General features: G+C 71.4%; 21 protein-coding genes, 1 tRNA gene and 1 pseudogene. 11 read left to right on the top strand and 12 right to left on the bottom strand.

The features are described from left to right. Positions 1-106: 106 nt before the first annotated feature. Both OYE22_RS12110 and OYE22_RS12115 read right to left on the bottom strand, forming a co-directional pair. On the bottom strand, positions 107-292 hold the full coding sequence (locus OYE22_RS12110) for a hypothetical protein (protein WP_277320424.1): 186 nt from the start codon (positions 290-292) through the stop codon (positions 107-109). A gap of 171 nt (positions 293-463) precedes the next feature. Beyond that, on the bottom strand, positions 464-1,015 hold the full coding sequence (locus tag OYE22_RS12115; RefSeq protein ID WP_277320425.1) for an AMP-binding protein: 552 nt from the start codon (positions 1,013-1,015) through the stop codon (positions 464-466). A gap of 352 nt (positions 1,016-1,367) precedes the next feature. Between OYE22_RS12115 and OYE22_RS12120 the strand changes: the two genes are divergently transcribed. Further along, positions 1,368-2,708, top strand: coding sequence for a P1 family peptidase (locus OYE22_RS12120; RefSeq protein ID WP_277320426.1), 1,341 nt, complete (start codon positions 1,368-1,370; stop codon positions 2,706-2,708). 668 nt (positions 2,709-3,376) lie between these two features. Then, the gene (locus OYE22_RS12125) at positions 3,377-3,610 is read left to right on the top strand and encodes a hypothetical protein (protein ID WP_277320427.1); all 234 of its coding nucleotides are present in this window, start codon (positions 3,377-3,379) and stop codon (positions 3,608-3,610) included. Between the two features lie 166 nt (positions 3,611-3,776). Here the strand turns inward: OYE22_RS12125 and OYE22_RS12130 are convergent. After that, positions 3,777-4,081 (bottom strand): annotated as a pseudogene (locus tag OYE22_RS12130) (IS110 family transposase); the annotation flags it as partial. A 156-nt stretch (positions 4,082-4,237) separates the two neighbouring features. Continuing rightward, positions 4,238-5,239: a sigma-70 family RNA polymerase sigma factor gene (locus tag OYE22_RS12135; RefSeq protein ID WP_277320428.1), complete on the bottom strand. Its 1,002-nt coding sequence runs from the start codon at positions 5,237-5,239 to the stop codon at positions 4,238-4,240. Positions 5,240-6,049: 810 nt separating this feature from the next. On the opposite strand from OYE22_RS12135, the gene OYE22_RS12140 reads away from it, so the two are divergent. The 3 genes from OYE22_RS12140 to OYE22_RS12150 all read left to right on the top strand — a co-directional run bounded on the left by OYE22_RS12140 (position 6,050) and on the right by OYE22_RS12150 (position 8,991). After that, on the top strand, positions 6,050-6,487 hold the full coding sequence (locus OYE22_RS12140; protein ID WP_277320429.1) for a hypothetical protein: 438 nt from the start codon (positions 6,050-6,052) through the stop codon (positions 6,485-6,487). A 249-nt stretch (positions 6,488-6,736) separates the two neighbouring features. Continuing rightward, entirely contained in the window at positions 6,737-8,002 is a 1,266-nt protein-coding gene (locus OYE22_RS12145; protein ID WP_277320430.1) for a questin oxidase family protein, read from the top strand. A 485-nt stretch (positions 8,003-8,487) separates the two neighbouring features. Beyond that, positions 8,488-8,991, top strand: coding sequence for a MarR family transcriptional regulator (locus OYE22_RS12150; RefSeq protein WP_277320431.1), 504 nt, complete (start codon positions 8,488-8,490; stop codon positions 8,989-8,991). A gap of 421 nt (positions 8,992-9,412) precedes the next feature. On the opposite strand, the gene OYE22_RS12155 is transcribed toward OYE22_RS12150, so the two are convergent. Both OYE22_RS12155 and OYE22_RS12160 read right to left on the bottom strand, forming a co-directional pair. Beyond that, positions 9,413-10,921 carry an MFS transporter gene (locus tag OYE22_RS12155; RefSeq protein WP_277320432.1) on the bottom strand — a complete coding sequence of 503 codons (1,509 nt, stop codon included), beginning with the start codon at positions 10,919-10,921 and terminating at the stop codon, positions 9,413-9,415. A 151-nt stretch (positions 10,922-11,072) separates the two neighbouring features. Further along, a complete protein-coding gene (locus tag OYE22_RS12160) occupies positions 11,073-11,753 on the bottom strand; it encodes a TetR/AcrR family transcriptional regulator (protein WP_277320433.1) in 681 nt (226 codons plus the stop codon). Positions 11,754-12,850: 1,097 nt separating this feature from the next. Between OYE22_RS12160 and OYE22_RS12165 the strand changes: the two genes are divergently transcribed. Further along, positions 12,851-14,422, top strand: coding sequence for a M6 family metalloprotease domain-containing protein (locus OYE22_RS12165; protein WP_277320434.1), 1,572 nt, complete (start codon positions 12,851-12,853; stop codon positions 14,420-14,422). 79 nt (positions 14,423-14,501) lie between these two features. Here OYE22_RS12165 and OYE22_RS12170 read toward each other — a convergent pair whose 3' ends face one another. Next, positions 14,502-15,188 (bottom strand): TetR family transcriptional regulator, encoded by a 687-nt coding sequence (locus tag OYE22_RS12170; RefSeq protein WP_277320435.1) that lies wholly within the window; start codon positions 15,186-15,188, stop codon positions 14,502-14,504. 216 nt (positions 15,189-15,404) lie between these two features. Between OYE22_RS12170 and OYE22_RS12175 the strand changes: the two genes are divergently transcribed. The 3 genes from OYE22_RS12175 (at position 15,405) to OYE22_RS12185 (ending at position 16,235) form a co-directional block, all read left to right on the top strand. Next, positions 15,405-15,563 carry a hypothetical protein gene (locus OYE22_RS12175; RefSeq protein WP_277320436.1) on the top strand — a complete coding sequence of 53 codons (159 nt, stop codon included), beginning with the start codon at positions 15,405-15,407 and terminating at the stop codon, positions 15,561-15,563. A gap of 27 nt (positions 15,564-15,590) precedes the next feature. Then, positions 15,591-15,980, top strand: a complete 390-nt coding sequence (locus OYE22_RS12180; RefSeq protein WP_277320437.1) for a DUF4190 domain-containing protein — start codon at positions 15,591-15,593, stop codon at positions 15,978-15,980. A gap of 179 nt (positions 15,981-16,159) precedes the next feature. Beyond that, positions 16,160-16,235 (top strand) — tRNA-Arg (locus OYE22_RS12185). Positions 16,236-16,602: 367 nt separating this feature from the next. Here the strand turns inward: OYE22_RS12185 and OYE22_RS12190 are convergent. Further along, positions 16,603-17,235: a hypothetical protein gene (locus OYE22_RS12190; RefSeq protein WP_277320438.1), complete on the bottom strand. Its 633-nt coding sequence runs from the start codon at positions 17,233-17,235 to the stop codon at positions 16,603-16,605. A 709-nt stretch (positions 17,236-17,944) separates the two neighbouring features. On the opposite strand from OYE22_RS12190, the gene OYE22_RS12195 reads away from it, so the two are divergent. Next, positions 17,945-19,414, top strand: coding sequence for an ATP-binding protein (locus OYE22_RS12195; protein ID WP_277320439.1), 1,470 nt, complete (start codon positions 17,945-17,947; stop codon positions 19,412-19,414). A gap of 207 nt (positions 19,415-19,621) precedes the next feature. Here OYE22_RS12195 and OYE22_RS12200 read toward each other — a convergent pair whose 3' ends face one another. Both OYE22_RS12200 and OYE22_RS12205 read right to left on the bottom strand, forming a co-directional pair. Beyond that, complete coding sequence (locus tag OYE22_RS12200) at positions 19,622-21,580, bottom strand: DUF3883 domain-containing protein (protein WP_277320440.1); 1,959 nt, start codon at positions 21,578-21,580, stop codon at positions 19,622-19,624. Continuing rightward, positions 21,577-22,476: a hypothetical protein gene (locus OYE22_RS12205; RefSeq protein WP_277320441.1), complete on the bottom strand. Its 900-nt coding sequence runs from the start codon at positions 22,474-22,476 to the stop codon at positions 21,577-21,579. Before OYE22_RS12205 ends, OYE22_RS12200 begins: the two co-directional genes overlap by 4 nt. 433 nt (positions 22,477-22,909) lie before the next feature. On the opposite strand from OYE22_RS12205, the gene OYE22_RS12210 reads away from it, so the two are divergent. Beyond that, positions 22,910-24,046, top strand: a complete 1,137-nt coding sequence (locus tag OYE22_RS12210; protein ID WP_277320442.1) for a methyltransferase domain-containing protein — start codon at positions 22,910-22,912, stop codon at positions 24,044-24,046. A gap of 116 nt (positions 24,047-24,162) precedes the next feature. Here the strand turns inward: OYE22_RS12210 and arsB are convergent, their stop codons facing one another. Continuing rightward, positions 24,163-25,281: an ACR3 family arsenite efflux transporter gene (arsB, locus tag OYE22_RS12215; protein WP_277320443.1), complete on the bottom strand. Its 1,119-nt coding sequence runs from the start codon at positions 25,279-25,281 to the stop codon at positions 24,163-24,165. Continuing rightward, entirely contained in the window at positions 25,278-25,586 is a 309-nt protein-coding gene (locus tag OYE22_RS12220; protein WP_277320444.1) for a metalloregulator ArsR/SmtB family transcription factor, read from the bottom strand. Before OYE22_RS12220 ends, arsB begins: the two co-directional genes overlap by 4 nt. Positions 25,587-25,610 lie beyond the last annotated feature (24 nt).

Genomic DNA, 25,610 nt, shown 5'->3' on the forward strand with positions numbered 1-25,610 from the left:
GCGCCGCGTTCCGCCGCTGCCGCGCGCTGTCCGGCGAGGTCGGGAGCGCCCTCTCTGGGCGGCCGACGGCGGCAGCGGCGAAGCCGCCCCACCGACCCGGGTCCTCTTACAGGTGGTGGGGCGGCTTCTCGTCGAGGAAGCGGGCCAAGTCGGCCGAGCCGCCCTCGCCCGCCCTCGGAGTCCGCTCGCCCCATCCCTGGTCCGTATCGTCCGAGGACTGTTGCGCCAACGGGTCGTCGAAGATCAGCGCGGAAGCCGGATCGCGCGGTTCAGAGGCGGGGGCGGTGCTCATGCCCCCAGGGTACGTCCGCCGCGCGGCATGGCGCCGAGCATCGCTCCGGTCCCCCGTGCCGGAGCGATGCTCGGCGGCGACCGCGTCGCGGCTGCCGGTCCCCCAACCGGCAGCCGCAGAACGCGGCGGGGCAGGATCACCCGTACCTGCCCCTCTGGTGTGGCCCTCGGTCTACCGAGTGGCGGCCAGCTTCTCGTGCCACCAGTGGTCCCGGCCCGCAACCCAACGGACCGGAAGCCCCAGTCGATGCACGACCAGCACGGCCTCCACCTCGGGACATCCCATCAGCGCCCGGTCGAGGGCGGTCTTCAACCCGTACGCCCGCCCATCCCGCAGCACCCCATCCACGGTGATCAGCACGCGTGCACCGGACTCCCTGATCCGCTCGCGCAGTGCCCCCACCGGTTCCCTCATGGGCAGCGAGACACGGGACGCGTCGAGTCGGCCACAGGCGAGCGTCGTGACGACCGACTCCGGCACCAGGGGCAGCATGACGGCCACCTGGTCACCGGAGCACACGCCAAGCTCGGTCAGCATGCTTGACGCGCGGGTCGCCTGGTCGAGGAGTTGCGTGTGGGTGAACTCCTCGGCCCGCCCCTGCTCGCCGACCCAACGCAACGCCACCGGTTCCCCCGAGCCACCCGATACGGCCGCCGGCGTGGTCACGGCGGCGGAGAGGGTGGTGGCGGTGGCTGATGCGGTGGTGTCAGATACGGCGAACATGAGAACAGCGTGGCGGGCTGGCGTTGACGTCCGATCAACGAACGCTATACGCGCACGTCAGAGGCGGTTTTCGACGGCTAGGCCGGCCTCGCTCACCCCGTCGGCGCCCCGTCCACGGCCCACCGGCGGGCGGCTCGGGCCCGCCAACGACCCGCTGGTCGCCGCCCGCCACGCTACCTCCGCCGCACCGTGGCCGAGCCCAGCCGCTCGCCCGACGCGCCGCGCCAGATCACCCCGAGCGGGGCGCCTCGCCACGGCCCACCGATCCGGCTACCGCCCCGTCCCCGCCCCGCACCCGCTTCGCTCCGTCGCCCCACCGGCCCGGTGCGAGCCGCGTGATAGGCATGGCCCCATGGTGGACGCTGACGACGCCGGAACCGGTTCGAGCAACGCGACAGCGGCGGGAGGCGGCCCCCGGCCAGGCCCGCGGAACGCCCTGACGGACGTCCGGGGTCTCCGGGTGGGCCACGCCCAGCGACAGGGCGAGGGCTGGCTGAGCGGCACCACCGTCGTCCTCACCCCGCCGGGCGGCGCGGTGGCCGCGGTGGACGTACGAGGTGGCGGGCCCGGCACCCGAGAGACCGACGCGCTCGATCCGCGGAACCTGGTGCAGCAGGTGGAGGCCATCGTCCTGACCGGGGGCAGCGCCTTCGGCCTGGACGCGGCGTCCGGAGTGATGGCGTGGCTTGAGGAGCGGGGCCGTGGATTCCGGGTCGGCCCGGAGCCGGTCCAGGTGGTACCGGTCGTCCCGGCAGCCGCGCTGTTCGACCTCGGCCGCGGCGGCGACTGGCGTGCCCGCCCCGACGCCGCGCTCGGCCGGGAGGCCGCCGCTGCGGCTGCCCACCACGGGGACGGGGCGGTCTGCGCGCGCGGCAACGTGGGAGCGGGCACCGGAGCGGTGGCTGGCGGCCTCAAGGGCGGCATCGGCACCGCGAGCGTGGTGCTGCCCTCCGGCATCACGGTCGCCGCGCTCGTCGCGGTGAACGCGTCTGGCCTGCCGATCGACCCGACAACGGGCCGCTTGTACGGCACCCTCTTCGAACCGCATGACCAAGTCGGCGCCGGAGGCACCGATGGTGATCACTATGGGAGGCACGGGGTGGACGCGCCGCTGGGTGAGGCGGTGCCGCACGAGCGGCATGTCGAGGCCCAGCGGCGGCTTCGGGAAGCGCGGGAGGAGTCCGAACGACGCTCGGCCGCTTCCGTACGGCCACCGCTGAACACCACGCTCGCCGTCGTGGCCACGGACGCGACGCTGACCCGCGCCCAGGCCCAGAAGCTGGCGGGCACCGCGCACGACGGGCTGGCCCGCGCCGTACGGCCGGTGCACCTGCTCTCCGACGGGGACACCGTGTTCGCGCTGGCCACCGGCGAACGGCCGTTGCTGCGCCAGGCCGCCACCGGCGCGACCATGGGCCCGGCTTCGGGTTCGGGTTGGGGCTCGGCTTCGGGTTCGGATCCGGATTCGGATTCGGATTCGGGCCCACAGTCCGCGGACCCGACCTGGGACCTGGCCTCGGACCCGGCTTTCGGGGTGCACGCGGCGGCGGGGGCCCTCAACGAGGTGTTCACCGCCGGGGCGGACGTACTCATGCGGGCAGTGGTGGACGCGATACTCGCGGCCGAGAGCGTGGACGGTCCAGGCGGCGTCTTCCCTGCCTACCGGGACCTGTACGCCGCGCCAGCGCCCTGAGCCAGCCCGGTGCGGCGGGTGCTCGACAGCGGCGCCGGCTGGCGGGCTGGCGGGCTGGCGGGCTGGCGGGCTGGCGGGCTGGCGGGCTGGCGGGCTGGCGGGCTGGCGGGCTGGCGGGCTGGCGGGCGAGTCTCGGCCTTGCCCGGTGTCCGGTACAGCCGTGCTGTGGCTGTTGACTGCTGACTCTGGCGGCTCTGGCCGTGGCTCCGGCTCTGGCCGTGGCCCTGACCCTGTTCTGCGCAGGGTGCGCGAACCGCGCGGAGCGCCCTGGCTTGCGCGGGGTCACCTGAGTCGACCGGGAGTTGACCGGGCTCCGCCCGGTTGCCTGAGCTGCGCGATGCTGTCCGGTTCGTAACAGGAGGCGAGGGAATAGCCCGGCGGCGGACGGGGCCGTCGAGGAGCGGCGGCGGACGGGGTGTCAGGGAGTGCTCTCGATCGGCAGTCTCAGGCGTCGGATGGCGACCCGGCGCAGCCCGAGGCGAGAGCGTGGCCGGAAACGCGGCGCGAACGAGCTCAAGCGACGCGGGCGGACGGCGCCGCCCGCCGAGAGCGGCGCCGACGTGGGCGCAGGCCATGCGGCCATGAAAGGGGGTGCTCCTATGTGTTTGGTCAAGGTCCAAGGTCAGTAGGTTCGTGCGGTCAAGGCAGGCCGAGCCGTAGGGGTGTGCATGAGTGATAGCCAGGTCACGATCAAGCTCACGAGTGACGAAGCCCTGGTGCTGTCGCACTGGCTGGAGAAGCTCCAGATGACGGACCTCAGTCGCGTTGTCGACGATCCAGCGGTCTGGGCACCGCTCCATCGAATCGCCGGAACACTCGACAAGGCCCTTCCCGAGCTGTTCGCGCCTGACTATGACCAGCGGCTTGAGGCCGCTCGTCACCGGCTTCAGCCCGAGGACTGATCGAGCGGTCTGGGCTCCTCCCCCCGCCACAGCCGGTTGGGGCCCGTTGAAGGTTCATGGCGGAGCAGCTCGAACAGGACCGGCGGGCGAGGCAGAGCAGGGCCTGGGTGTGGCGCTCGCCCTGAGCGCTCTTCTTGTCGTAATAGGCCCGGGAGGCCGGGTCGCCCACAGCGGCGAAGATCTCTTCAACCAGCCGCTCGGCCATCCTCGGCGCCTTCGGCCGCAGCAAGGTGATAAGTCACCGACGGCCGACCTTGCGTATCTGGGCCCGGGATACGAACCGTTCCAAACAGGGTGGGGACGGCCGGGTGTCGCAACCGCGGCCTCAGCACCCGCTCCAGCGACGGACGGATGTGGGTCAGCAGGTCATGCAGCCGGTTTGCGACCCGGGCCGCTTCGCCGGCAGCCGATGTCCCGTACGGCCGCCAGCGACAGGGCCCCGATCGATGCGGGCTGGTCGACCACGACCAGCGCCCGTTCCGTGGTGTCCTGCAGCTTGGCGGTAACAGGGGCGAGGGGGAAGCCCCCAAACAGGGCAGAGCCCCGGTGCGGGGGGGGAGTGGCACCGGGGCTCTGGTCTTGGGGGCGCTGAGGTCGGGCGTCGCCCGACCTCAGCGTCGTGGCGTGCTACGCCGCCGCGTCGAAGCCCGTGTCGCGGGCCATCTTCTTCAGTTCGAGCAGGGCGTGCTTCTCGATCTGTCGGATGCGCTCGCGGGTCAGTCCGTGCTGCTTACCGACCTCGGTCAGGGTGCGCTCGCGGCCGTCCTCCATGCCGTAGCGCGCCTTGATGATCGAGGCGGTGCGCTCGTCGAGCCGGCCGATCAGGTCCTCAAGGCCCTCGCGGCGCAGCATCACCAGGACCGACTGCTCCGGGGACTCCGCCGAGGTGTCCTCGAGCAGGTCACCGAACTGGGTCTCGCCCTCGTCGTCCACCGACATGTTGAGGCTCACCGGGTCACGGGCCCAGTCGAGCACGTCCGCGACCCGCGCCGGGGTGGAGCCCAGTTCGGCGGCGATCTCCGCGTGCTCCGGATCGCGCCCGTTCTCCCGGTTGAACTCGCGCTGCACCCGACGGATGCGGCCCAACTCCTCGACCAGGTGGACGGGGAGCCGGATGGTGCGCGACTGATCGGCGATGGAGCGCGTGATGGCCTGCCGAATCCACCAGGTCGCGTACGTCGAGAACTTGAAGCCCTTGGCGTAGTCGAACTTCTCCACCGCACGCACCAGGCCCGCGTTGCCCTCCTGGATCAGGTCGAGGAGGGGCAGGCCGCTGCGCGGGTACCGGCGCGCGACCGCTACCACGAGGCGCAGGTTGGAGCGGATGAACACGTCCTTCGCCCGGGCGCCCTCGGCGGCGAGTGCCTCCAGCTCCGCGCGGCTCGCGCCGCCTGCCTCGGCCTCGTCCACCTCGCCGTCGAGGATCTGCTGGGCGTACACCCCAGCCTCGATGGCCTGGGACAGCTCGACTTCCTTGGCCGCGTCGAGCAACGGCGTACGTGCGATCTCGTCCAGGTACATGCCGACCAGGTCGCGGTCGGCGATCTCCCCGCCTACGGCGCGAACGCTGCTTGCCCCGTCAGAACCGGTGTTGGTGGCCTGACGACGGGCGACGGCACGGGTTGCCATGCGTGCTCCCTTGCGATGAGTGGGTCGCGGGATCGGGCTGGTCGGGATAGAGGGTCTGGACCCTGCAAGTACCCCGTCCGATGGAAACAACGAGCGGAAACCGGACAGAATTCCCGGCCGGCGCCGCAATTTTCGTGATCATGCAGTACCCTGTCCCGCCGCAAGGGAGGCCACATGTCAGTGGATCATCGGGAAGCGCAGGTCAGGCTGGGTACCGGAGGCGGCCCCCACGCTTGTCCGACTGCCGGCCCACGCCGCGCCCGTGAGACGGCCATCACGTCCGTCGCCGCGTTCCACGCTCCCGAGCGGCGTCGTCCGCGTCCACGCTCCTACCCTGTAGACGGCATACATCGCCATCTGGTTGCTCAGCCCGCCGGCCGCCCGGCGATGGAAAGCCCAGGTGGCGGCACCGGACAGGAGTCGGCCCCGCGCGGCCCGGCCGGCCCGCGCCCCATCGGTCCCCCCAGACCGTCAGGGCCCGGTCGCCTGCACGAGTAACCAGGTTCGGCCCGCTCTCACCACTCAACCGCCACCCCGCACAACCCCGCGCCGGCGCACCCCGCTCCCCCGCTACACCGAAACCCCGCCACACCGAGGTCCCGCCAGCGGCCGCATGCCGCGCGCCGCCCCGCGGTGAGCCACCCACCGGATGACCGTCTTCGCAGGTCACAGTAGACCAACCGGCTGATCGAGTTGCCGGGCGCCGCGACCGGGTGTGCTGTGGAGGGTGTGCCCTGCCGATCGACCAGGGGTGACGGCCAGGGGTGACGAGAGAGACAGCCCGGGGTGACGAGAGAGAGGGGTCCCGTCATGACGCACAGCCACACGCATCCGCAACCTCACGCACACGGCCCCCGGCACGCGCGCCCGCGCAAGCCGGGCGCGACGGCGCGGTACGTCGAACACCACACCTACGCCTGGTCCATCCCGCTCGCGCTGGGCCTGTTCTTCGGCGCTTACGTCGGCTTCCTGGAACACGACGGCGGCTCGTCGGCGGGCAAGTCCACGATCGTCGGACTGATCGCGGCGGCCGTCTGTTTCGCTGTCTGCTACGCCATCGGGCGCCGCCAGGGTTCGATGATCACCGAGGTGAAGACGCTCGCGTACGCGGTGGCCTTCGGTTGCGCCTTCGGATTCCTGTACGGGCTCAGCGGCGCAACCGTGTTCAAGGCGTCCATGATGGGCCTGCTACTCGGCGCGATCATGGGCATCTGCGCCCTGTACGTCTTCCGCAACCGAGCACGCTGACCAGCCGCCGCGACCGACCACACCACCGCACCACCGCCCCCACGCCCACACCCGCCGTCGCGTGGACCGCCACACCCCGGCATCACACGTCCCGCATCACGCATCACCCCCACGCGTCCCGCACCACGCGCCGCGCACCACGCGTCAAGAGAGCCAGGGCCCAGGTCCATGGTCGCCGGCCGCAGGGACTAGACGTGGTTGGTCCTCGCGACCGTTCCGGGTCACGGCGCGGCTGCCTAGCGTGCGCCCATGGACGACACGAGCGGCATCCTCGACGAAGCTCTCGAACGACTGCACAGCACCGGCCCCGAGCGCGAGGATTGGCTGTCCAACCACGCGCCCATGGCGGTGGAGGCACTGGTCAGGCGCGGGCAGTCGGCCACCGTGCACCGCTGGCTCGACTACTACGACAGCAAGCTGGAGGACCGGCCGCGCCGGGTCTCCCCCATCACCGAGACCACCTGGCGGCAGGCGCTCGGCGACCCCCGGCACCTCACGGACTGGGCCGACTACTTCGCCCGCCAACTGGCCGAGCGGCCCTGGCGCGAGGTTCTGACAGTGTGGTGGCCCCGCCTTCTGCCCGGAATCCTCGCCTCCGCCACCCATGGTGTGATCCGGGTCGGGCACGCGGTCCGTACCCTGCTCGACGCCGAACGGGCCGCGCACGCCACGCACACCGCCCACACGACCCCCGACACCGCAGCAGGCTCGCCGGCGACACACGCCCCCACCGCCTCCCACACCTCGCCCGCCCCGAGCGGCCCACGCCTGACCGAACTCGCCGAGGCCCTCGGCTACTGGGCCGCCCGCCACCAGCCGCTGCCGGGCGCGGTGGACGTAGGCGGCGCTGCGACCCCGGCGGCAGCGCTCGCAGCGCTCCCCCGTCTGGCCGACCAGAGCGGCGGCATCCGCGACCGGCTGGCCCGCGTACCCACCGTCCCCGGCTGGCAGCAGGCAATGGGCGCGCTGCACGTACCAGACGACCCCGACCTGGCGTACGCGCAGCTCAGCCGGCTCGTACGGGCCGGCACCCACCGGTACGCCACCCACGGCCACGGCGAACCGATTATGCTCGTGCACGCCGCCACCGCGCCCAACGCGGTGCTGCGCACGCTGCCCGCGCTGCCCCGCGCGCTGTGGGCGCCCTCGCTATGCGCCGTGTGGCCGCCCGTGGCCGCGCTCATGATGATCTACGGGCCCGCGGCACCACGGCCCGCGCCCCACTTCGCCGGCGACCGCCCGGCAGAGCACCACCCCGCCCAGCAGCACCCCGCAGACGACCAGGCCGCGGACGACCGGGCCGCGGAAAGGCTGTCGGCCCCGACGGCCCAGGCCCAGCAGGCCGCGAGCATGACGCCCGACGAGGTGTTCGCGCAGGCCGCGGCGCACGGGGACGAGCACGTGATCAAGTTCGCGGACACCGCCATGGACGTGGCGGCCGCCGCACCGGATGGTGACGCCCGCGCGCTCGCGGCGGCCCTGCACGCCCAGTCCATGATCGACGCGCCCCGCTGACCCACGCCCTCGCGCCGCGTGTGGGCGCATACGGGCCGCACGATGCCTTTCGGTCAGGTTCAGCGAGCGCGCACGGGGCCGACGGGGCCGCCGCCGATGACGCCACACCGCCCCGCCCCAGAACGCCCGCGAGGCGCCCACCGGACGGCAGCCGGCGAACGTCCGGCGGAACGACACGGCGCCCAAACGAACGTTCTCGGCCAACACAAGCGTCAAGAGAGTCCCTTCCACGCGTGCGGAGATGATCAAAAGACCGTGCGGGCACCGTCGATTGGTGGACCATGCACTGAGCTGCCCCGGCCACCTGACGTACCGCGTCAGGTGGGCCGGACTTCGCCCTGCGCGCGCCCGCGCCGGGAGCGCCGGCGCGAGGCGGGGTGACCCTCCGTACCGGGAACCGGGTGGCCCGTCACGCTCGGGGAATGGCTGCAACTCGCACTTGTTTAAACTTCAAGAAGAGCTTCCGGAATGAAACAGTGGTTGTCATGACGAGTGGACCCCAGCCCGAGCCGCGCTGGCTCACCGATGAGGAGCAGCAGACCTGGCAGGCGTACATGCACGCCTCCACGCTTCTTGAGGACCACCTCGACCGTCAGTTGCAGCGCGACGCCGGCATGCCGCACACCTACTACGGCCTGATGGTGCTGCTCGAACGCGCGCCACGGCGGCGGATGCGGATGACCGAACTGGCACGGAGCGCGAAGATCACCCGCTCGCGCCTCTCGCACGCCGTATCCCGGCTGGAGAAGTACGGCTGGGTCCGGCGCGAGGACTGCGCCTCCGACAAGCGCGGCCAGAACGCCGTGCTCACCGACGAGGGCTACGAGGTGCTCAGCAAGTCCGCGCCCGGGCACGTCGAGGCGGTCCGTCACGCGATCTTCGATCGCCTCTCGGCCGAACAGGTCAGCCAACTCGGCGAGATCTGCCGCGCCATCGCCAAGGGCCTCCAGCCTGAGTGTGGCCGCGCCGACCTCCCCTGGCTGCGCTGAAACCCCTTACCCTCGCGCCTCACACCTTCGCTCCCCCGCGCCTTCGCGCTCCGACGTTCCGCGCACCGCGCGGGGCACCCTCACCACACCGTCACCCCCCACCACATCGCACCTCCCCCGCACCCTCACTGCCGCCCTGCGCCCGCCGCGTAGGCCGTAGGCCCACCACCCGGGACCGACCGCCGTCAGCACCGGCCAGCGGCGCTCCGCCAAGCTGGCCGACCGGCGCCGACCGGCGCCGTCCGGCCGACCGGCCGTGCCGTGCGGACACGCGGCGGGGCCCCCGCCGCCGGACACTGTCGCCAAACGTGTCCAACGGCGGGGGCCCCCTGCCTGGCTGCCGCGCATCGGGCGCGGCAGCCGCTGTCCATCCACTCCCACCCGAGCGCCTTGCTCGGCACCGGTAGGGCGGTGAGTTGGGTCAGTGGGCCATCACCGGCACCGGGACGTCGTCCTCCGCGCCATCGCCGGTGGCGGCGGCACCGTGGCCACTCTGCGGCCCGGTGTTGACGAACGTGAAGGCGATCGCCGAGGCCACGAGGAGGATGACGACGGCCCAGGTGATGGCGGTCGTGTACCCCTCGACGAGGGCCGTGAGCTGCAGGCTCTTCGCCGACGTGGCGCCCTGCGCGTGGTCCTTGAAGTACTCGGTGGTGGCGCTGGCCGCGATCGTGTTGAGCAGCGCGGTGCCGATGGCGCCGCCGACCTGCTGCGAGGTGTTCACCATCGCGGAGGCGATGCCCGCGTCACGCGGCTGCACGCCGTGCGTCGCCAGGCTCATCGCCGGCATGAACGCGGTACCCATACCCAGGCCGAGCAGCAGCATGGCCGGCAGGATCAGCCCGGCGTAGGAGCTGTCGGTGTCGAGCTGGGTGAGCAGCCCCATACCGAGGGCGGCGACCAGGAAGCCGGGGCCCATGAGCAGCCGCGGGGGAACGCGGGTCATCAGGCGGGCGCCGATCTGGGTCGACCCGGTGATCATCGTGGCGATCATCGGCAGGAACGCGAGGCCGGTCGTGACCGGGCTGTAGTCCTTGACGATCTGCAGGTAGTAGGTGAGGAAGAGGAACAGGCCGAACATGCCGATGACCGCGAGGCCCAGCGACATGTAGACGCCGGCACGGTTGCGCTCGGTGAGCACGCGCAGCGGAAGCAGCGGGTTCTTGACCCGGCCCTCGACCACGACGAACGCGGCGAGCAGCACCACGGCGGCGATGAACAGGCCGATGGTGGCGCCCGCGGTCCAGCCGTCCTCCTCGGCCCGGGTGAAGCCGTAGACCAGCGAGACCAGACCCGTGGTGGCGAGCACCACGCCGGGTATGTCGAGCTTGGAGGGGTTACGGCTGTCGCTGGGCTCGCTGATGACCAGGATGGCGCCGGCCACGGCGACGGCGGCGAACGGGATGTTCACGTAGAACGTCCAGCGCCAGTCCATGTACTCGGTGAGCACACCACCCAGGATCAGACCGACCGCACCGCCACCACCGGCGATGGCACCGAAGACGCCGAACGCCTTGGCCCGCTCCTTCGGGTCGGTGAACATGACCGCCAGCAGCGACAGGGCCGCGGGGGCGAGCAGTGCGCCGAACACACCCTGCAGGGCGCGGGCGCCGAGCAGCATGCCGGTGTTGACCGCGGCGCCACCGAGGGCGGAGGCGGCGGCGAAGCCGAGCAGGCCGATGATGAACGTCTGACGACGTCCCCACAGGTCAGCCAGGCGTCCACCGAAGAGGAGCAGACCACCGAAGGCGAGGGCGTAGGCGGTGATGACCCACTGCTTGTTGCCCTCGGAAATGTTCAGGGACTCCTGCGCCGAGGGGAGCGCGATGTTCACGATCGTCGCGTCGAGCACGACCATCAGTTGGGCGAGGGCGATGAAGATCAGCGCTTTCCAGCGCCGTGGGTCAGCTTGCTTGGCCATTTCTGGCATGAGTGGGCCTACCTAGCGATACGGGAGTGAAAGATCGGGGACTCGGCGGGCCGGCGACGCGGGAGGCATGCAGGGCCCGGATGGTGGCAAAAGCGCGCCTGTGGTGACTGTCTGCGGCGCGGTAAGAGAAGAGAAACGTCAGGTCAGGTGCTCAGGTCGTGGGGCGCAGGTCCTCCATGGTTGCTGCCGCGCCGGGGAGTACGGAGCGGGCCGGCGTCGCGAGGCCGTCCAGGAACAACTGCAGGTGCCGGTGGACGAACTGATCGAAGTCCACGCAGCTCACCCCACACCCGGAACCGCGACCCCGGGGCGTGGCCCCCAGGCCAGGAAGCGGTCGCGTGAGTTGGGTGACGGCGACCATCAGGTCACCGACGTCTATGTCGGTCCGTAGCTGACCGCTCTCGCGGGCATCCCTCATCAGGGCTTCAATGCCGCAGTTGAGGCGGTGTCGGGCGGCAACCAACTCAGGATGTTCCTTGTCAGCGGTGTGTGACATCAGTGGGCACAGCGCTCCCATCCCGGCCGCCTGGTGTACGAAGCGCCGCAGCGCCTCGAAGGCGTCCGGCTCCTCGACCCTCGCCGCCTCCGCCTGGTCGGCTATGTGATCCATGACGGAGAGCGCGACGTGGTGTATCAGCTCGCCACGGTCCGCGAAGTGCCGATAGAGCGTGGCATTCCCGACCCCAGCCCGTCGAGCGATTTCATCGAGAGGGACGTCGGCCCCGTGCTCGACGAAGACCTCGCGCGCCGCCGCGATGATCCGCTCCCGGTTGCGCAACGCGTCCGCGCGCAACCGGGGCTGCGAGACCTTCGCGGAGCTGGTGGCGGTCACGACCGCTCTCCCTTCGATGGCCGGAGGCTCGGGCCCCCGCTCGTCACGGTTTCTGCTCTTCTGTCACGCCGACGCACGCTGCTGGCACGGTCGCCACGCGGCTCCGCAGCGACACTGCTGCGGTGCCTGCGGCCGCCGCCGACTTCCGCGGTTCCTCGGTCGTGTGGTCGTGCGACGCGGGCACCAACGGACGCGCCGCGCGCGCCCTCCGGCCCCCCGTGCCGCTCCGTCACTTCCCGCCCCCGGACGATCCTTGGGACCTAGGTCTCAAGTCCTCGTACCGGGGAACCTGTCCCCGTTTCTGAAGTCACCCGGTTAAACGGGGAGCCCCTCCCCGGATATTTCGCGACTCGATGTGAACTGGAACACACGCTCGAAAGGCGGGGTCGCCGTAAACCTGTAGAGCCACGTATCCGCAGGTCATGGGCACACCTCGACGCGAAGCGCGGCCCGGGAAAGACCGTTCCCGGCGGAATGCGGGGGACGTACGGGGTCCGTGTGGCGTACGAAGCGGGCCCGCGTACCGCTCCCGACGGGCAGAGGCCCCGCCCCGGCCAGCGCCCGCCGCGCCACACCCCACAGCCCGTCGCGACACCCGAGCGGCGTACAGATTGCGCGCGGACGGGCGCATCCGACGCGCGGCGCGCTCGCGCGCTCGGGATGGTGGTCGCACAGCGCAGCCACCGCACCCGACCGGCTGCCCCGGCCGCGAAGGTGGGTCCGGCATGCGGCACCAACGGCCAGGCGACAGCAACCCTCCCGACGACCAGGGCCCCGATCGGGCGCGACCGCCCATATCCGACGGCCCTCGCCCCGGCGCACGCCCCACACCCCCCACCTCGCACCACCGCGCCCCCCGCGACCCCGCCCAGGCACCCCGAACGTCGCGGACACCCCGGACCTTCCAGACTCCGCACCAGGCGCAGGCCAACCCGCGCACGCCGGCCTCCCCCGCTCGCCCCGCCACACCGGCAACCCCCCGGGCCCGGAAACCCGCCCGCTCGGGTCACATATCTGCGGGTCAGGGACGAGTACGAGACCGCAGGGCGCCCCGTGTCGCGCTCGTCGCGGCCGCCGCCTTCGTCGCCCTCATATCTGTGGCACCCACGGCCACCGACGACCCGACCGCCGCGCCCCCGGACCACCCACCGGCCCCGGCCGAGTGGGACAGCACCGCGTCCGACCAGGCCGACACCCGCTCACACGAGAGCGGAACGGGCGACAACCTCACCGGCCGACGCGACGAGCGACCGACAGACGGGGACGGGGACGGCGACACGGACAGAAACGGGAACGTGAACGGGGACACGGACAGGACCGGGAACGGAGACGGCGCGACGACCCGGACCGGGCCCGACGGCGCGGCCACGGGGCGCGGCCAGACGGACCCGCGCCCCGACGGCCAGAACGACCCCGAAGCCGACACCACCGGCGCCGACGCCGCCGACCTCCCCTGCACCCTGTCGACACACGGCGACGCCCACCTGTCCGAGGGCATACCGACCAAGGACGGCTACGCGCGCAGCACAGGCACGGTGCACGCGCTCACCCTCATGATCGACTTCCCGGACACGCCCGGCGAGGGCACGGCGCGACAGCGGTTCGCGGAGTTCTTCCCGCAGACCTCACGCTGGTTCACCCGCGGTTCGTACGGGCGGCTCGACTACCGGCCCGCCACACCGATCCGCCACTGGCTCCGGATGCCGCGCCCCTTCACCGCGTACGGCATCGACCGCGGCAGCCCGTACGAGCCCGGTTATCAGCGGCTGCTCAAGGACATCGTGGCCGCGGCCGACGAGCGTGTGGACTTCGGGCGATACGACCTGGTCAACGTCCTGGTCACGCCGAACGCGGGGCCGCCGGCGGCGCACACGGTGCTCTCGGTGACGTTCGCGGACAACGATCGCGCGCCGCGCGCCGACGGCGTGCGCCTGTCCAACGTCTCGTTCGTCTACAGCCGCCAGGACGACGGCACCGGCAGCCTGCGCGAGACCGGCTACCGCGTGCTGCCGCACGAGAACAACCACTCCTTCGGCCTGCCCGACCTCTACACGGCGTCGGGCGCGGACCGCGCCGGGCACTGGGACCTGATGTCGGAAGACTGGGGCGCCAACAACGACATACTCGGCTGGCACAAGTGGAAGCTGGGCTGGCTCGGCGCGCGGCAGGTCGCGTGCGCTACCGAGAGTCCCGACGCGACCGCCCGAGCCGGAATATCCCGGCACACCCTGACCCCGCTCGCCCGCCCCGGCGGCACGAAGGTGGTCTTCCTCCCCGTGTCGCGCCGTGGCGGGTACGTCATGGAGGCGCGGATGCGCGGGGGCAACGACGCCGCCGTGTGCCGACCGGGCGTCCTCATCTACTGGGTCGACGTCCATAAGGACTCGGGGCAGGGCCCGGTCACCGTCATGGACAGCACGCACGGCACCGATCCGCGCCACCCCCATCGGCCGCCCGGGGCCGCGCCCCCGCCCAACGGGCCGACCGCCGGCGCGCAGGGCTGCACCCGGCTCCCCAACGTGCACGCGGGCCTCAGCGACGCGACGTTCACGCCGGGTCAGACCTTCACCGACAACCGGCACGGCGTACGCGTCAGCATCACCGTCACCGACCACACCCGCAGCGGCGACTACGCCATCAGGATCACCCGCCGCGGCGCGACGAGTTGAGCCCCCATCACCACGCACTACGCGCCAGACGTCAGACATCAGACGTCAGCGTCGGACGTCACGCACCATGCACCAGACGTCACGCATCACGCCAATGCTGCCGCCCCAGACTGATGATGCGCAGCTGGCTGCGGGCGGTGGCGGCGATCCTGGCCTCCGCGGCAGCCGCCGCGCGATCGGCCTCGGCGGGGTCGTCGGAGGCGTCGGCGTCCGCGGCGGCGGAACGGTCCGGGGCCGCCTCAAGGAACGCCGCGGCGGTCATCACCATGTGGTCCACGTACAACTCGGCCAGCATCCGAATGTCCTCGGCGCTCCAACCGTCCGCCTCCAGTTGGAGGGCGAACGCGGCGGCCACCTCGTCGACGAAGCGGCCCAACTCCGCCGCGATGGCCTCCCGTACGGGGCGTACCCCGCCGTGCCGCTCGCGCGCGATGAACCGTACGTGGGCGGGGTACGCGCGCACGTGACGCGCCACCGCGTCGACGGTGCCCTCGATCCGTTCCTCGTCGCCGTTCTGCTCGGCGAGTATGGCGCGGATCATGTCGTGCAGGCTGCCCAACGCCTCCTCCACCAGCGCCACTCCGAGGTCGGCCATGTCACGGAAGTGCCGGTAGAAGGCGGCCGGCGCCACGCCCACCAGGCGGGTCACCTCGCGCAGGCCGAGGCTGCTCAGACTCTGCTCCTCAAGCAGCCGCAACCCCGCGTCCAGGAGTGCCTGCCGGGTCTTCTGCTTCTGGGCCTGCCTGACCCCGACCGTGTGACTCATGTCATTCAGTAAACAACCGTTCTCCCGCTTTGGCCACCGTACACTGAAGTCAGTGAACAGTCGTCATTCCAAATGTTCACTGAACCATGGTGCGCGCTTTCCCTGACCGCACACCGGCCACACCGGCCTCGTCGGTCACCCGGACCGCGCCCACCTCCGCCCCTGGACCACCGACTCTGACCTCAGACACCGACCCCGACCGAGAAAGGCCGTCCCATGCTTTTCCTCGTCGCACTCTTCCTCCTCATGAGCCTCGTGGTCGGCGCGGCAGCCCACACCTCGCTGCCGGTCTTCCTCATCGCGGCCACCGCCATCGCCGGCTGGCTGCTCGTCTTCTCCCTCCGCGAACGCCGCACGCGCGCCAGGCAGCACTGACCGCCCCTGAAGCGAGAGGAGTTCACCATGGGTGTCCTCACCCGAGACCACCAGCGGACCACCACCAGCCCGGCCGACAACCGCCCCACCCCCCACTCCGGCTCCAGCCACTCCGCCTCCAGCGCCGCCACCCCACCGACGACCACCGCACCGACCACCACCACCCGACACGCCGACCGCCCACGCGACGCCGACGGCATGGCGGTGGCCGCCTTCGTACTCGGTCTCGTCGGCCTGCTCGTCTTCAACCTGGTCTTCGGCCCGTGCGCCATCGCCCTGGCCACCCTCGCCCTCCTCCGCGGCACCCACCGCAAGGGCCGCGCCTTCCTCGGCCTCACCCTGGGCGTCGCCGACCTGGTCGTCCTGTTCTCCCTGCTCGCCGCGAACGACACGGTGACCTGGCAGTTCGGGGGTTAGCCGGGGGCGTACGGGTGCGCGAGCGGCACGCGCACCAACAGGCGCCTGCCTCCCCTCACGGCCCGCCCCACCGCGCCGGCACCCCCATCCGCTACCCTGTCCTGGGCCGCCCTCACCGACGGCCCAACCGCGTGGCGCCCGCACTCTCGGCCCGAGACCAACGGGGACACGCAAGCCCCGCCTCCGTAGCTCAGGGGATAGAGCACCGCTCTCCTAAAGCGGGTGTCGCAGGTTCGAATCCTGCCGGGGGCACCAGAACGTGCCAGGTAATGGGACACATCGACCCTCCGCGAGTGCCGCGGAGGGTCGTTTCGTACCTGCTGGGAACGAGGCGGAAACGACACGATAAGTGACTCCGGGCAACTTCGCGTCTACCAAGCCGCAGAGGCTTTGAGCAGTTTCGTCACGCCCTGCGAGGTACTACTGCCCTGGCACTTTGGGGCGATGTTGAGCGACGTCGTAGTCAGCGGCAGGCCCGACGCCGACTCAGCCACTGTGCGGGCTTTGGAGGTCGAAGGTAGGCAGCCCGCAGGACCTGCTCGCTGAACCGCGCCGGCCTCCCGCGACGGTGCCAGCCGTACTACCGCGCCCAACGGCCGTTGGGCGCGGTAGTACGGCTGGCCTACTCATCCAAGTGTTGCAGCGGGATGGGCGCATCGAAGACGTCGACGACGAATTCCGAGGATCCGTTGCCCTCGAAATCGACATCACGGTCGCTGTGAAGCAACGTATGGATCCTTACCCAACGCCCCTCGGCGCTCGCATCCTCCGCCACATTGAGCGCGCTACGAACGGGGCCGATGCCGCCAGTCAGCCGCTTACTCGTCCAGGTCTGCAGGAGCTTCGCTTCTGCGGGAAGCGCCCACGTGCGAGGCTCGGCGCTGGCTGGCACGGAGACCTCGTCGCTGAGCAATTGCAAGACCCAATCGACGTCTCCATCGCTGCCGCGCTCGTTCGACATGCGAATGCCGAGCCCGATCATGTACGCGCCCTCAAGGTACTCCTCGAGTTCATCATCGATGTCGCTGAAGTAGACAGCAGGGCGAACTACATCGATCGGGCCGAAACCGGTGAAGGCTCCAGGCACCGGTGCGCACTTGTCCTTGAGATATCGCTGCGCGGCCATGCGCACAGGCTTCGGGACTCGATCCAGCACCGACCCGAGAGCAGTCTCGTCGCGGTCGGCCAGGAAGCAGTTGAGCGCATCGACCAGTTCCCCGGTCAGATGGAGATCACCCGCTCCCAGTGTGGTCACCGCCTCCAACTCGTCGCGGGAGCCTTTGACAAGGGCGAATACTCTGCTCCGCCCCGGACTCGTGTGCGCGATGAACGAATGAATCATTTCCTGTCTCACGTCACGTCTCAGAAGCAGCACCAGCCCAAGCACGCGCCGATACCGCCACAAGTAATGGGGAACCCTGTCAATCGACGTGTCGTCTGAGCTACATGCTCGTTCGCATGGTCAATGGCGGGTTGCTGTCAGACCCAGCACTTCAGCCCGGGTCCGCATGGCTAGCGGCAGGCTACCCGGACGCAAGCCCGGTGCCAATGGCACACAAAGACGTGAGCCGGGCGAAGAAAATGCTAGAGCGGCTTGAACAGTCGGCGGATCAAGCACAAATCGCTGGATCCTCACAGAAATGCAGCACCGCCAATGAGTCGTGCCGCGTCCGCGCGGCCCGCGGACCGTTGCCGACCTGCTCGACGAGGCCATGGACACGGTGTGTGCCATCCCGCCCACCGACACGGCGCGTCGCGAAGCCGCTCAGGGGCGGGCCGCCGCCCGCTCCCGAGGCGGGCATGGGTCGCGCGGTACTGGCGGCATGCAGTGGGGAACTGCACGCGGTGTGACACCGCGACTGGCAGCCCGCCGATGCGGCGCGCGCCCTGGCCGACGCCGGACGCGCTAAGCACTCTCGAATAAGTCCAGATATAATAAGCGCACCTATCCATATGGAGGTGCCGTGGACAAACCCGCCGAGATGTTCGACCGCGACTTCGAGTGGGCCGAGCTGACCCGCTTCGCCGCCCTGCCCAGCCCGCGCGCCACCCTCGGCGTGGTCTCCGGCCGCCGCCGCCAGGGCAAGACCTTCCTCCTGGACGCCGTCACTCGTGCAAGCGGCGGCTTCATGTTCACCGCCACCGAGACCACCGAAACCGACGCCCTGCGCCAGTTCGGCGAAGCCCTCGCCCGCCATCGCGACCAGCCCACCCCGTTCCGCTTCGCCCACTGGGACGAGGCCGTCACCGAGCTCATGCGCATCGCCGACAGGGGTGGCCCCACCATCGCGGTCATCGACGAGTTCCCCTTCCTCGCCAAGGCCTCCCCCGCGCTCCCCTCGATCATCCAGCGCGCCCTCGACCCCGCCGCCCAGCACACCAACACCCCTGTGCGGCTCCTGCTATGCGGCTCCGCCCTGTCCTTCATGGGCGGACTCCTCGCCGGCAACGCCCCGCTGCGCGGCCGCGCCGGCCTGGAACTCGTCGTCTCCACCCTGGACTTCCGCCTCGCCGCCGAGTTCTGGGAGATCACCGACCCGCGCACCGCACTGCTCACCCACGCCATCGTCGGCGGCACCCCCGCCTACCGCCGCGAGTTCACCCAGGGCGACACCCCCGCCGGACCCGACGACTTCGACGCCTGGGTCACCCGCGCCGTCCTCAATCCCGCCCGTCCGCTCTTCCGCGAGGCCCGCTACCTGCTCGCAGAGGAACCCGAACTCCACGACACCGCGCTCTACCACTCCGTCCTGGCCGCCATCGCCGCCGGAAACACCGCACGCGGCGGCATCGCCGACTACCTCGGCCGCAAGTCCACCGACCTCGCCCACCCGCTCAGCGTCCTCCAGGACGTCGGCATGATCACCCACGAGGCCGACGCCTTCCGCCGCAACCGCTCCGCCTACCGCATCGCCGAACCTCTCATCGCCTTCTACCACTCGGTCATGCGCCCCGCCTGGGGCGACTTGGAGCGCCCCGGGCGCGCCCCCGCCGTCTGGCGCCGCGCCCAGTCCACCTTCCGCAGCAAGGTCGTCGGCCCGCACTTCGAACAGGTCTGCCGCGAATGGGCCCGCTGGCACGCATCCCCCGCAACCCATGGCGGGCAGGTCACAAGGGTCGCCAGCGGGACCGTCAACGATCCTGCCGCGAAGACCAGCCACGAGGTCGACGTCGCGGTCCATGGCGAGACGGACAGCGGCCGCGAAACGCTGCTCGCCATCGGCGAAGCCAAATGGAACGACGTCATGGGAAAGAGCCACCTCGAACGTCTCCAGCACATCCGTGCTCTCCTCACCGCGCGCGGCACCGCCACCGACGTCACCCGGCTGCAGTGCTACAGCGGCACCGGCTTCACACCTGAACTGCGCCACCTCGCCGAGAACGACCCCGCCATCCAGCTGATCGATCCAGTTCGCCTCTACCACGGCGACTGAGACGAGCTAGCCTGTGTCAAGCGGCTGGCCTGCGAAAACGGCGAAACATCACGCCGGATCCGGCGCCTGACACCAACGGCGGCGATCAGCCAGCCAGCTTCGCAACGCCCCGCGACACCCGGCGCACGTGATCACCGGCCACCGCACGGTCGCCGATCGCCGCCCGGGGGCCGGGCCCCCAGGGCGGCGGCTCCTTCAAGCCCACGCTCACCCCGCCACCCTCGCGAACCGGGACCAGTCGGTGAACTCCCAGTCCCAGCGGCGGCAGACGCGTTCCTTGGGGAGGTCGGCCTGGGAGGGGTCGAGGAGGAGGAGTTGGGCGTGGCGGCCGTCGCCGACGACGATGGCCAGGAGGTAGCCGCCTGGCTGCGTCAGCATGAGGGACATCTCGTTGTTGGTCATGGCGAACCGGGCGTCGGGTCGGTCCACCTTCTTGACCTCGACGCGTACCGGCTCGCCGCGTGGGTCGGTGCCCTCCAGGTCGTAGCCGACGTTCTGGGCGCTGACGTCGCGGAGCGTCCAGCCGAGGTGGTTGAGGTACTCCTTCGTCGCCAGTTCGGCCGCCCGCCACCGTTTCAGTACGGACGCCAGGGAGTTGTCCGCGGCGGGGGCCGCCTTCGTGACGCGGATTTCCTCGGTGGGCGGCGGGACCGTGGGCGGCGGGGCGGTGGGCGACTCTTCCCGGGGGCTGGCCTCCTGGACGAGTCGGCTCTCGGTCTCGGTGAGCCGGCGGCCGTGGGTGCGGGCCAGTTCCTGGAAGTGGGCGGCCAGGCGCGCGCGGAGCGGGTCGGACAGCAGGGTGGGGTCCAGGTCGGCGAGGGTGGCCGTAAAGTCGACGCTCCGCAGGCCGAGCACCGCCTTCAGCGCCCGGGCGGCGGACTGGTGGTGCGACGCGTACAGGGCCTGTGGGGCGCCGTCGGGGAAGATGACCCGCACGTCCGGTGGCTCCAGCGGGAGCGGGGAGTGGGCGAACGGCGGGCGGTGGGCGGTCATCTCCTCGCGCAGCGCGGAGACGAGGAGCTTGCCGGCGGAGGCCGTGCCGGAGATCAGCACGCCGCGCAGGTCCTCGCCGTCCAGGACCAACTGCCACAGCCGCTCGAACGTCGGGTCACCCGGTGTGCGCAGCCGCCGCGCGATGGCGTGGGCCGCGTCGGCCAGGACCTGGCGGGTCGACGCGTCCGCCGTCACCGCGTGGGTGCGGGAAGGGTCGGTGAGGAGGTCGCCGGAGACGATGACCGGCAGCCCCACCTCGTCCTGGAGCGGCAGGAAACAGGCCAGCCGGCCCCGTACGCCGGTCATGGCGAGGGCGCGGGCGTCGAGGGGCACCGCGACGGTCGCCGTACCGTGGCGCAGCAGGGCGAACGCCGCCTCGGCGCCGTCGACGCGGAGCACGACCCGCGCGGCGTCGCGTTCGATGTGGATGTCCTGCGGGGCCGCCGGGGCTCCTTGGCCCGCGCCGGCGCTTCCGGCGCCCGTTCCCGACGCCGGCCCCGTCGTCGCGGGGGTGCGGACGCGCGTCACGTTGCGGAGGAACAGCGCGCTGAGCGGGTCGATCGCCCCGGGGGACGCCGTGCTGCCCGACGGGGCCCCCGTGCTGGCCGGCGGAGTCGCCGCGCCGCCCGACGGGGTCGGCGGGTCGCCAGGTCGCCGGCCGCAGGTGACGGTGAACGTGACGCCGGCGACCGGCGCGTCGGCGTGCACCTCGGTGGGTATCCGGATCAGCGGCACCGCGCTCGCGTCGGCCTCGCCGAGCAGCGCCGCGGCGGCCGCCCGGTCGAACGCGAAGCGCACGCCCGCCGACTGGACGTCGATCCGGTGGGCGATGGCCGCCAGCGACTTGAAGCCGATCCCCCGGTAGCCGATCGAGTCGCCACCGCGCGTCTTGGTGGAGTTGGCGCTGCGGCACAGCGCTTCGACGTCCGCCGCGTCCAGCGGGCGTCCGTCGTTGGCCCAGCGGAACCGGCCGTCCCCCAGGTCCTCGACGAGTACGGTGCGGGCGCCGGCGTCGTCGGAGTTCTGGAGCAGTTCGTACGGCACCCGGTCCCGGTAGGTGTCGGCCAGCAACCCTTCCATCCGGGCGATCTCGCGGAAGAGTCCGGGCGCCTGCCGGTGTTCGCGTACGAGGGTGTCGCGCAGGGCGGCGACGGCCGTCGGCAGGGCGGTCACAGGTCCTCCGCGTCCAGGACGCGGACCACGACGCGGGTGGGCTTGCCGGACAGGTCGTCCAGGTGGAAGGGGAGTTGGACGATCCAGCGCGGCTGACGCGACGGCACCGCGCCGCCCTCGCCGACCGGCACCCGCCCGTACAGCGGCGTCTCGCGCTTGTCGAGCAGGAAGTCGCTGTCGTCCAGCACCTCGACGGCGAGCGCGGGCAGCGGGACCTCGAAGGGGCACTCGTCCTCGACGTCGCTCTCGTCCTCGGGGGCCTCGCCGCGCCAGGGCTCCATGGCGACGAGGTCGGTCAGCAGTTCCCTGGCCGTTGTGAACTCCGCGAACCCGCCGACGCGCACCTGAAGGGTCGCCTCGTCCTTGGCGCCGACGATCGTGGCGTCACAGGTGGTGGGCCTGAGCCGCACGGCCTCGTGGACCGTCTCGTCCATCAGCTCGACGGGCAGCGGCTTGCTCCTCGTCCCGGGCCAGGTCAGGTCGAGGTCGGTCTCGCCGACGTCGAAGGAGGTCACCTGGAGCGCGATCTGCTCGGGCCCCACGCGCTGGGAGGTCTCCCAGGTGCTGCTGGTCTGGGAGAAGCGCACCGGCCGCTTGCCGGCCTTCCTGATCGTCTCCAGCAGGGCGGGCGTGTAGCTGACCGCTTCGGGCCGTTCCACCGGGCTCAACCCGAGCAGCAGCGTGGGCGGGTAGTCGTCGTCCTCGTCCGCCGAGAAGCGGTCGGTCCAGTCCTCGCGCAGGAAGCGGGCCGTGCCCGACACGGCGATCTCCTGGAAGTGGGTGCCGTCGAAGCTCTCCGTCACGAGCCGCGCGCGTACGTTCTCGACCTGCCATCCGACCAGCGACAGCGCCAGCTCGTCGACCTGTACGTCGAGTTCCTCGATCTTCTTCCCCATCGACGCCCCGCCCCTCCCGTTCGCCCACTCAGGCCAGCCCAGATGTGGGTGACGTGCAGACGATAACGCCCGACCTTCACATGTCCTCCACGCTCCCTGGCGGGGTCGCCCACCCGGTCGGGGGGTGTGGAGGCGGGGCGGGTGGGCGGCCCGCCAGGGGCGGCCAAGTGGCTGGTTGTCCCCTTGCCCGGGGACGAGGTGGCCGGTCCGCTAGGCGGGCTTATTCGACACCTGTCAACATTGGGGCGCGCCGTTGGGGTGTGAGGCGGAGGTCTCCGCGCCGCGGCGACGGTCAACGCTCGGTGGGGCCCCGCGGCCTCTCCGACCCGTCGCCACGCCCTCAGGTGTGTACGGAGCGTAAAAGTGTCGTCACGTACGGATCCGTCGGGCCCCGTCCACCAGGCAGGGGCCGCTGCCGCGTTCGAGGAGAGCCATGTCGACCACCACGGCCGCGTACGTCCAGGAGTGCGGCGGCGGGAACCCTCCGTCCCCCGCGGGCCGCTCCGCACCCGGCTGCCGCACGGCGCCGCCCCCGCCGCACGTCGCGGCGGCCCTGCGGCGGGTGCACGGGGAGGTGGTGGACCGGTTCCACGGGCGCGGCTCACCGATCCCCGCGGCCCTCACCGGCGCCACGGTGCTCGACCTGGGGTGCGGGAGCGGGCGCGACGCCTACGTGCTGGCCCAACTCACCGGACCCACCGGGCGGGTGATCGGGGTGGACATGGCGGAGGACCAACTGGAGGTGGCTCGCCGGCACCTGGGCCACCACGCCGAACGGTTCGGCTACGCCAACGTCGACTTCCGCAACGGCTACCTGGAGGACCTCAGCACGGCGGGCATCGCGGACGGCTCCGTGGACGTGGTGGTCGCCAACCGCGTGGTCAACCTCTCCCCCTACAAGCCGCGCCTGTTCGAGGAGATCTTCCGCGTCCTGCGGCCCGGCGGCGAGTTGCACTTCTGCGAGATCTTCGCCGACCGGCGCATCCCCGCGTCCCTCATGGAGGACCCGGAACTGCTGGGCGAGTGTCTGAGCGGCGCGCTGTACGAACGGGACTTCCGCCGCCTCATGGCCCGTTCGGGCTGCGCCGACGTGCGGGTCATCGACCGGTGCCCGGTGCCCGTCTCGCACCCGGAGATCGCGCGCAAGATCGGGTACGTGAACTTCTCCGCGCTCACGGTACGGGCGTTCAAGCTGCCCCTGGAGGACGGGTGCGAGGACTACGGCCAGACGGCCGTCTACCGAGGCACCCTGGAGGGGCACCCGCACGCCTTCGACCTCGACGACCGGCACCGGTTCGCCACGGGCCGGCCGACCCCGGTGTGCGGCAACACCGCCGACATGCTCGGCCGGACCCGCTTCGCCGCGCACTTCGACGTCACGGGCGACAAGACGGTGCACCGCGGCGCGTTCGCCCCCTGCCCCTCCGCCGCTCCTGATCCCGGCGGCGCACCGGGTGGCGGGGGCGGCGAACCCGACGGGACGGGCGGGGCCGGCAGCGCGAGCGGGACGGACGGGTCTGGCGGGCCGGACGAGGCGACCGGGCCTGAGGGGGCGGAGGCGCCTCGCTGACGCCCGGGGTGGCGCGGGCGTCCGGCCCGGCCCCGGGGCGGCCGTCCCCGGGGCCGGGCCAGACGCGGCCTGGGCCGTGCCTGATCAGCACTCGGCCACCTCAACGCTCGGCCACCTCAGCGCTCGGCCGCCGTGACCTGCGCCGTGGGGGCGAACTTCGCCCGCCAGGCGAGGGAGACGTACACCAGGCCGATCAGGACGGGCACCTCGATCAGCGGGCCGACGACGCCGGAGAGGGCCTGGCCCGAGGTGACGCCGAAGGTGGCGATGGCGACGGCGATGGCGAGCTCGAAGTTGTTGCCGGCGGCGGTGAACGCCAGCGTCACGGTCCGGTCGTACGCCAGCCCGATCGCCTTGCCCAGCAGGAAGCTGCCGGCCCACATCAGCGCGAAGTACACCAGCAGCGGCACCGCGATCCGGGCCACGTCCAGCGGTTGGGAGGTGATCGTCTCCCCCTGGAGGGCGAACAGGATCACGATCGTGAACAGCAGCCCGTACAGCGCCCACGGCCCGATCGCGGGCAGCACGCGGGCCTCGTACGACTCGCGCCCCATGCGCCGCTCGCCCAGGTGACGGGTGAGGAAGCCGGCCAGCAGCGGGACACCGAGGAAGACCAGCACGTTGAGGGCGATCTTCCACATCGAGATGTCGAGGTGCTCGCCGTCGCCCAGGCCGAGCCAGCCCGGCAGCAGGTCCAGGTAGAGCCAGCCCAGCAGGCCGAAGGCGATGACCTGGAAGACGGAGTTCAGCGCCACCAGCACGGCGGCGGCCTCCCGGTCGCCGCAGGCCAGGTCGTTCCAGATGATGACCATGGCGATGCAGCGGGCGAGGCCGACGATGATCAGGCCGGTCCGGTACTCGGGCAGGTCGGGCAGGAAGATCCAGGCCAGCGCGAACATGACCGCGGGCCCCACGAGCCAGTTGATCACCAGCGAGGAGACCATCAGCCGCCGGTCGCCGGTGACCGCGTCCAGCCGGTCGTAGCGGACCTTGGCCAGGACCGGGTACATCATGACCAGCAGGCCCACGGCGATCGGCAGCGAGACCCCGCCGATCTCGACCTTGGCGAGCGCGTCGTCCAACCCCGGGACCGCCCGCCCGAGCCCCAGCCCGAGGGCCATGGCCAGCACGATCCACACGGCCAGGAAGCGGTCGAGGGTGGAGAGCTTCGCGACGACCGAGGTCTCCTGACCCGCTGACGGCGACACGACGTCGACCGGTGCGGCGCGGTTCACGGGCAGGCTCGCTTGTTGTCGGCGGCGGCACGGGCGGATTCGGCCAGCTCGGCGAAGTGACCCGCGAGTTGGGCGAGGCGCTCGGGCCGCAGCCGGTAGTAGGTGAACCGGCCACACGGCTCGGTGTCCACCACCCCCGCCTCGCGCAGCACGCGCAGATGGTTGGAGAGGTTCGTCTGCCGGGCTCCGGTCTCCGCCACCAGGTGCGTCGTGCACAGCGTCTCGCGGGCCAGGAGGGTCACGATTCGCAGCCTGAGCGGGTCGGCCAGCACCCGCATCAGATCAGTGTCGACTGACGTCATCATGGGCTGATACTTTCACATCAGTAG

Origin of the sequence: Streptomyces sp. 71268 (assembly GCF_029392895.1) — a bacterium.
In the GTDB taxonomy this organism is placed as follows: Bacteria; Actinomycetota; Actinomycetes; order Streptomycetales; family Streptomycetaceae; genus Streptomyces.

What these genes read in the sequence shown, in the direction of transcription:
- OYE22_RS12110 (WP_277320424.1), bottom strand. Translation starts at nt 292, where the DNA reads ATGAGCACCGCCCCCGCCTCTGAACCGCGCGATCCGGCTTCCGCGCTG.
- OYE22_RS12115 (WP_277320425.1), bottom strand. Translation starts at nt 1,015, where the DNA reads ATGTTCGCCGTATCTGACACCACCGCATCAGCCACCGCCACCACCCTC.
- OYE22_RS12120 (WP_277320426.1), top strand. Translation starts at nt 1,368, where the DNA reads ATGGTGGACGCTGACGACGCCGGAACCGGTTCGAGCAACGCGACAGCG.
- OYE22_RS12125 (WP_277320427.1), top strand. Translation starts at nt 3,377, where the DNA reads ATGAGTGATAGCCAGGTCACGATCAAGCTCACGAGTGACGAAGCCCTG.
- OYE22_RS12135 (WP_277320428.1), bottom strand. Translation starts at nt 5,239, where the DNA reads ATGGCAACCCGTGCCGTCGCCCGTCGTCAGGCCACCAACACCGGTTCT.
- OYE22_RS12140 (WP_277320429.1), top strand. Translation starts at nt 6,050, where the DNA reads ATGACGCACAGCCACACGCATCCGCAACCTCACGCACACGGCCCCCGG.
- OYE22_RS12145 (WP_277320430.1), top strand. Translation starts at nt 6,737, where the DNA reads ATGGACGACACGAGCGGCATCCTCGACGAAGCTCTCGAACGACTGCAC.
- OYE22_RS12150 (WP_277320431.1), top strand. Translation starts at nt 8,488, where the DNA reads ATGACGAGTGGACCCCAGCCCGAGCCGCGCTGGCTCACCGATGAGGAG.
- OYE22_RS12155 (WP_277320432.1), bottom strand. Translation starts at nt 10,921, where the DNA reads ATGCCAGAAATGGCCAAGCAAGCTGACCCACGGCGCTGGAAAGCGCTG.
- OYE22_RS12170 (WP_277320435.1), bottom strand. Translation starts at nt 15,188, where the DNA reads ATGAGTCACACGGTCGGGGTCAGGCAGGCCCAGAAGCAGAAGACCCGG.
- OYE22_RS12175 (WP_277320436.1), top strand. Translation starts at nt 15,405, where the DNA reads ATGCTTTTCCTCGTCGCACTCTTCCTCCTCATGAGCCTCGTGGTCGGC.
- OYE22_RS12180 (WP_277320437.1), top strand. Translation starts at nt 15,591, where the DNA reads ATGGGTGTCCTCACCCGAGACCACCAGCGGACCACCACCAGCCCGGCC.
- OYE22_RS12205 (WP_277320441.1), bottom strand. Translation starts at nt 22,476, where the DNA reads ATGGGGAAGAAGATCGAGGAACTCGACGTACAGGTCGACGAGCTGGCG.
- OYE22_RS12210 (WP_277320442.1), top strand. Translation starts at nt 22,910, where the DNA reads ATGTCGACCACCACGGCCGCGTACGTCCAGGAGTGCGGCGGCGGGAAC.
- OYE22_RS12220 (WP_277320444.1), bottom strand. Translation starts at nt 25,586, where the DNA reads ATGATGACGTCAGTCGACACTGATCTGATGCGGGTGCTGGCCGACCCG.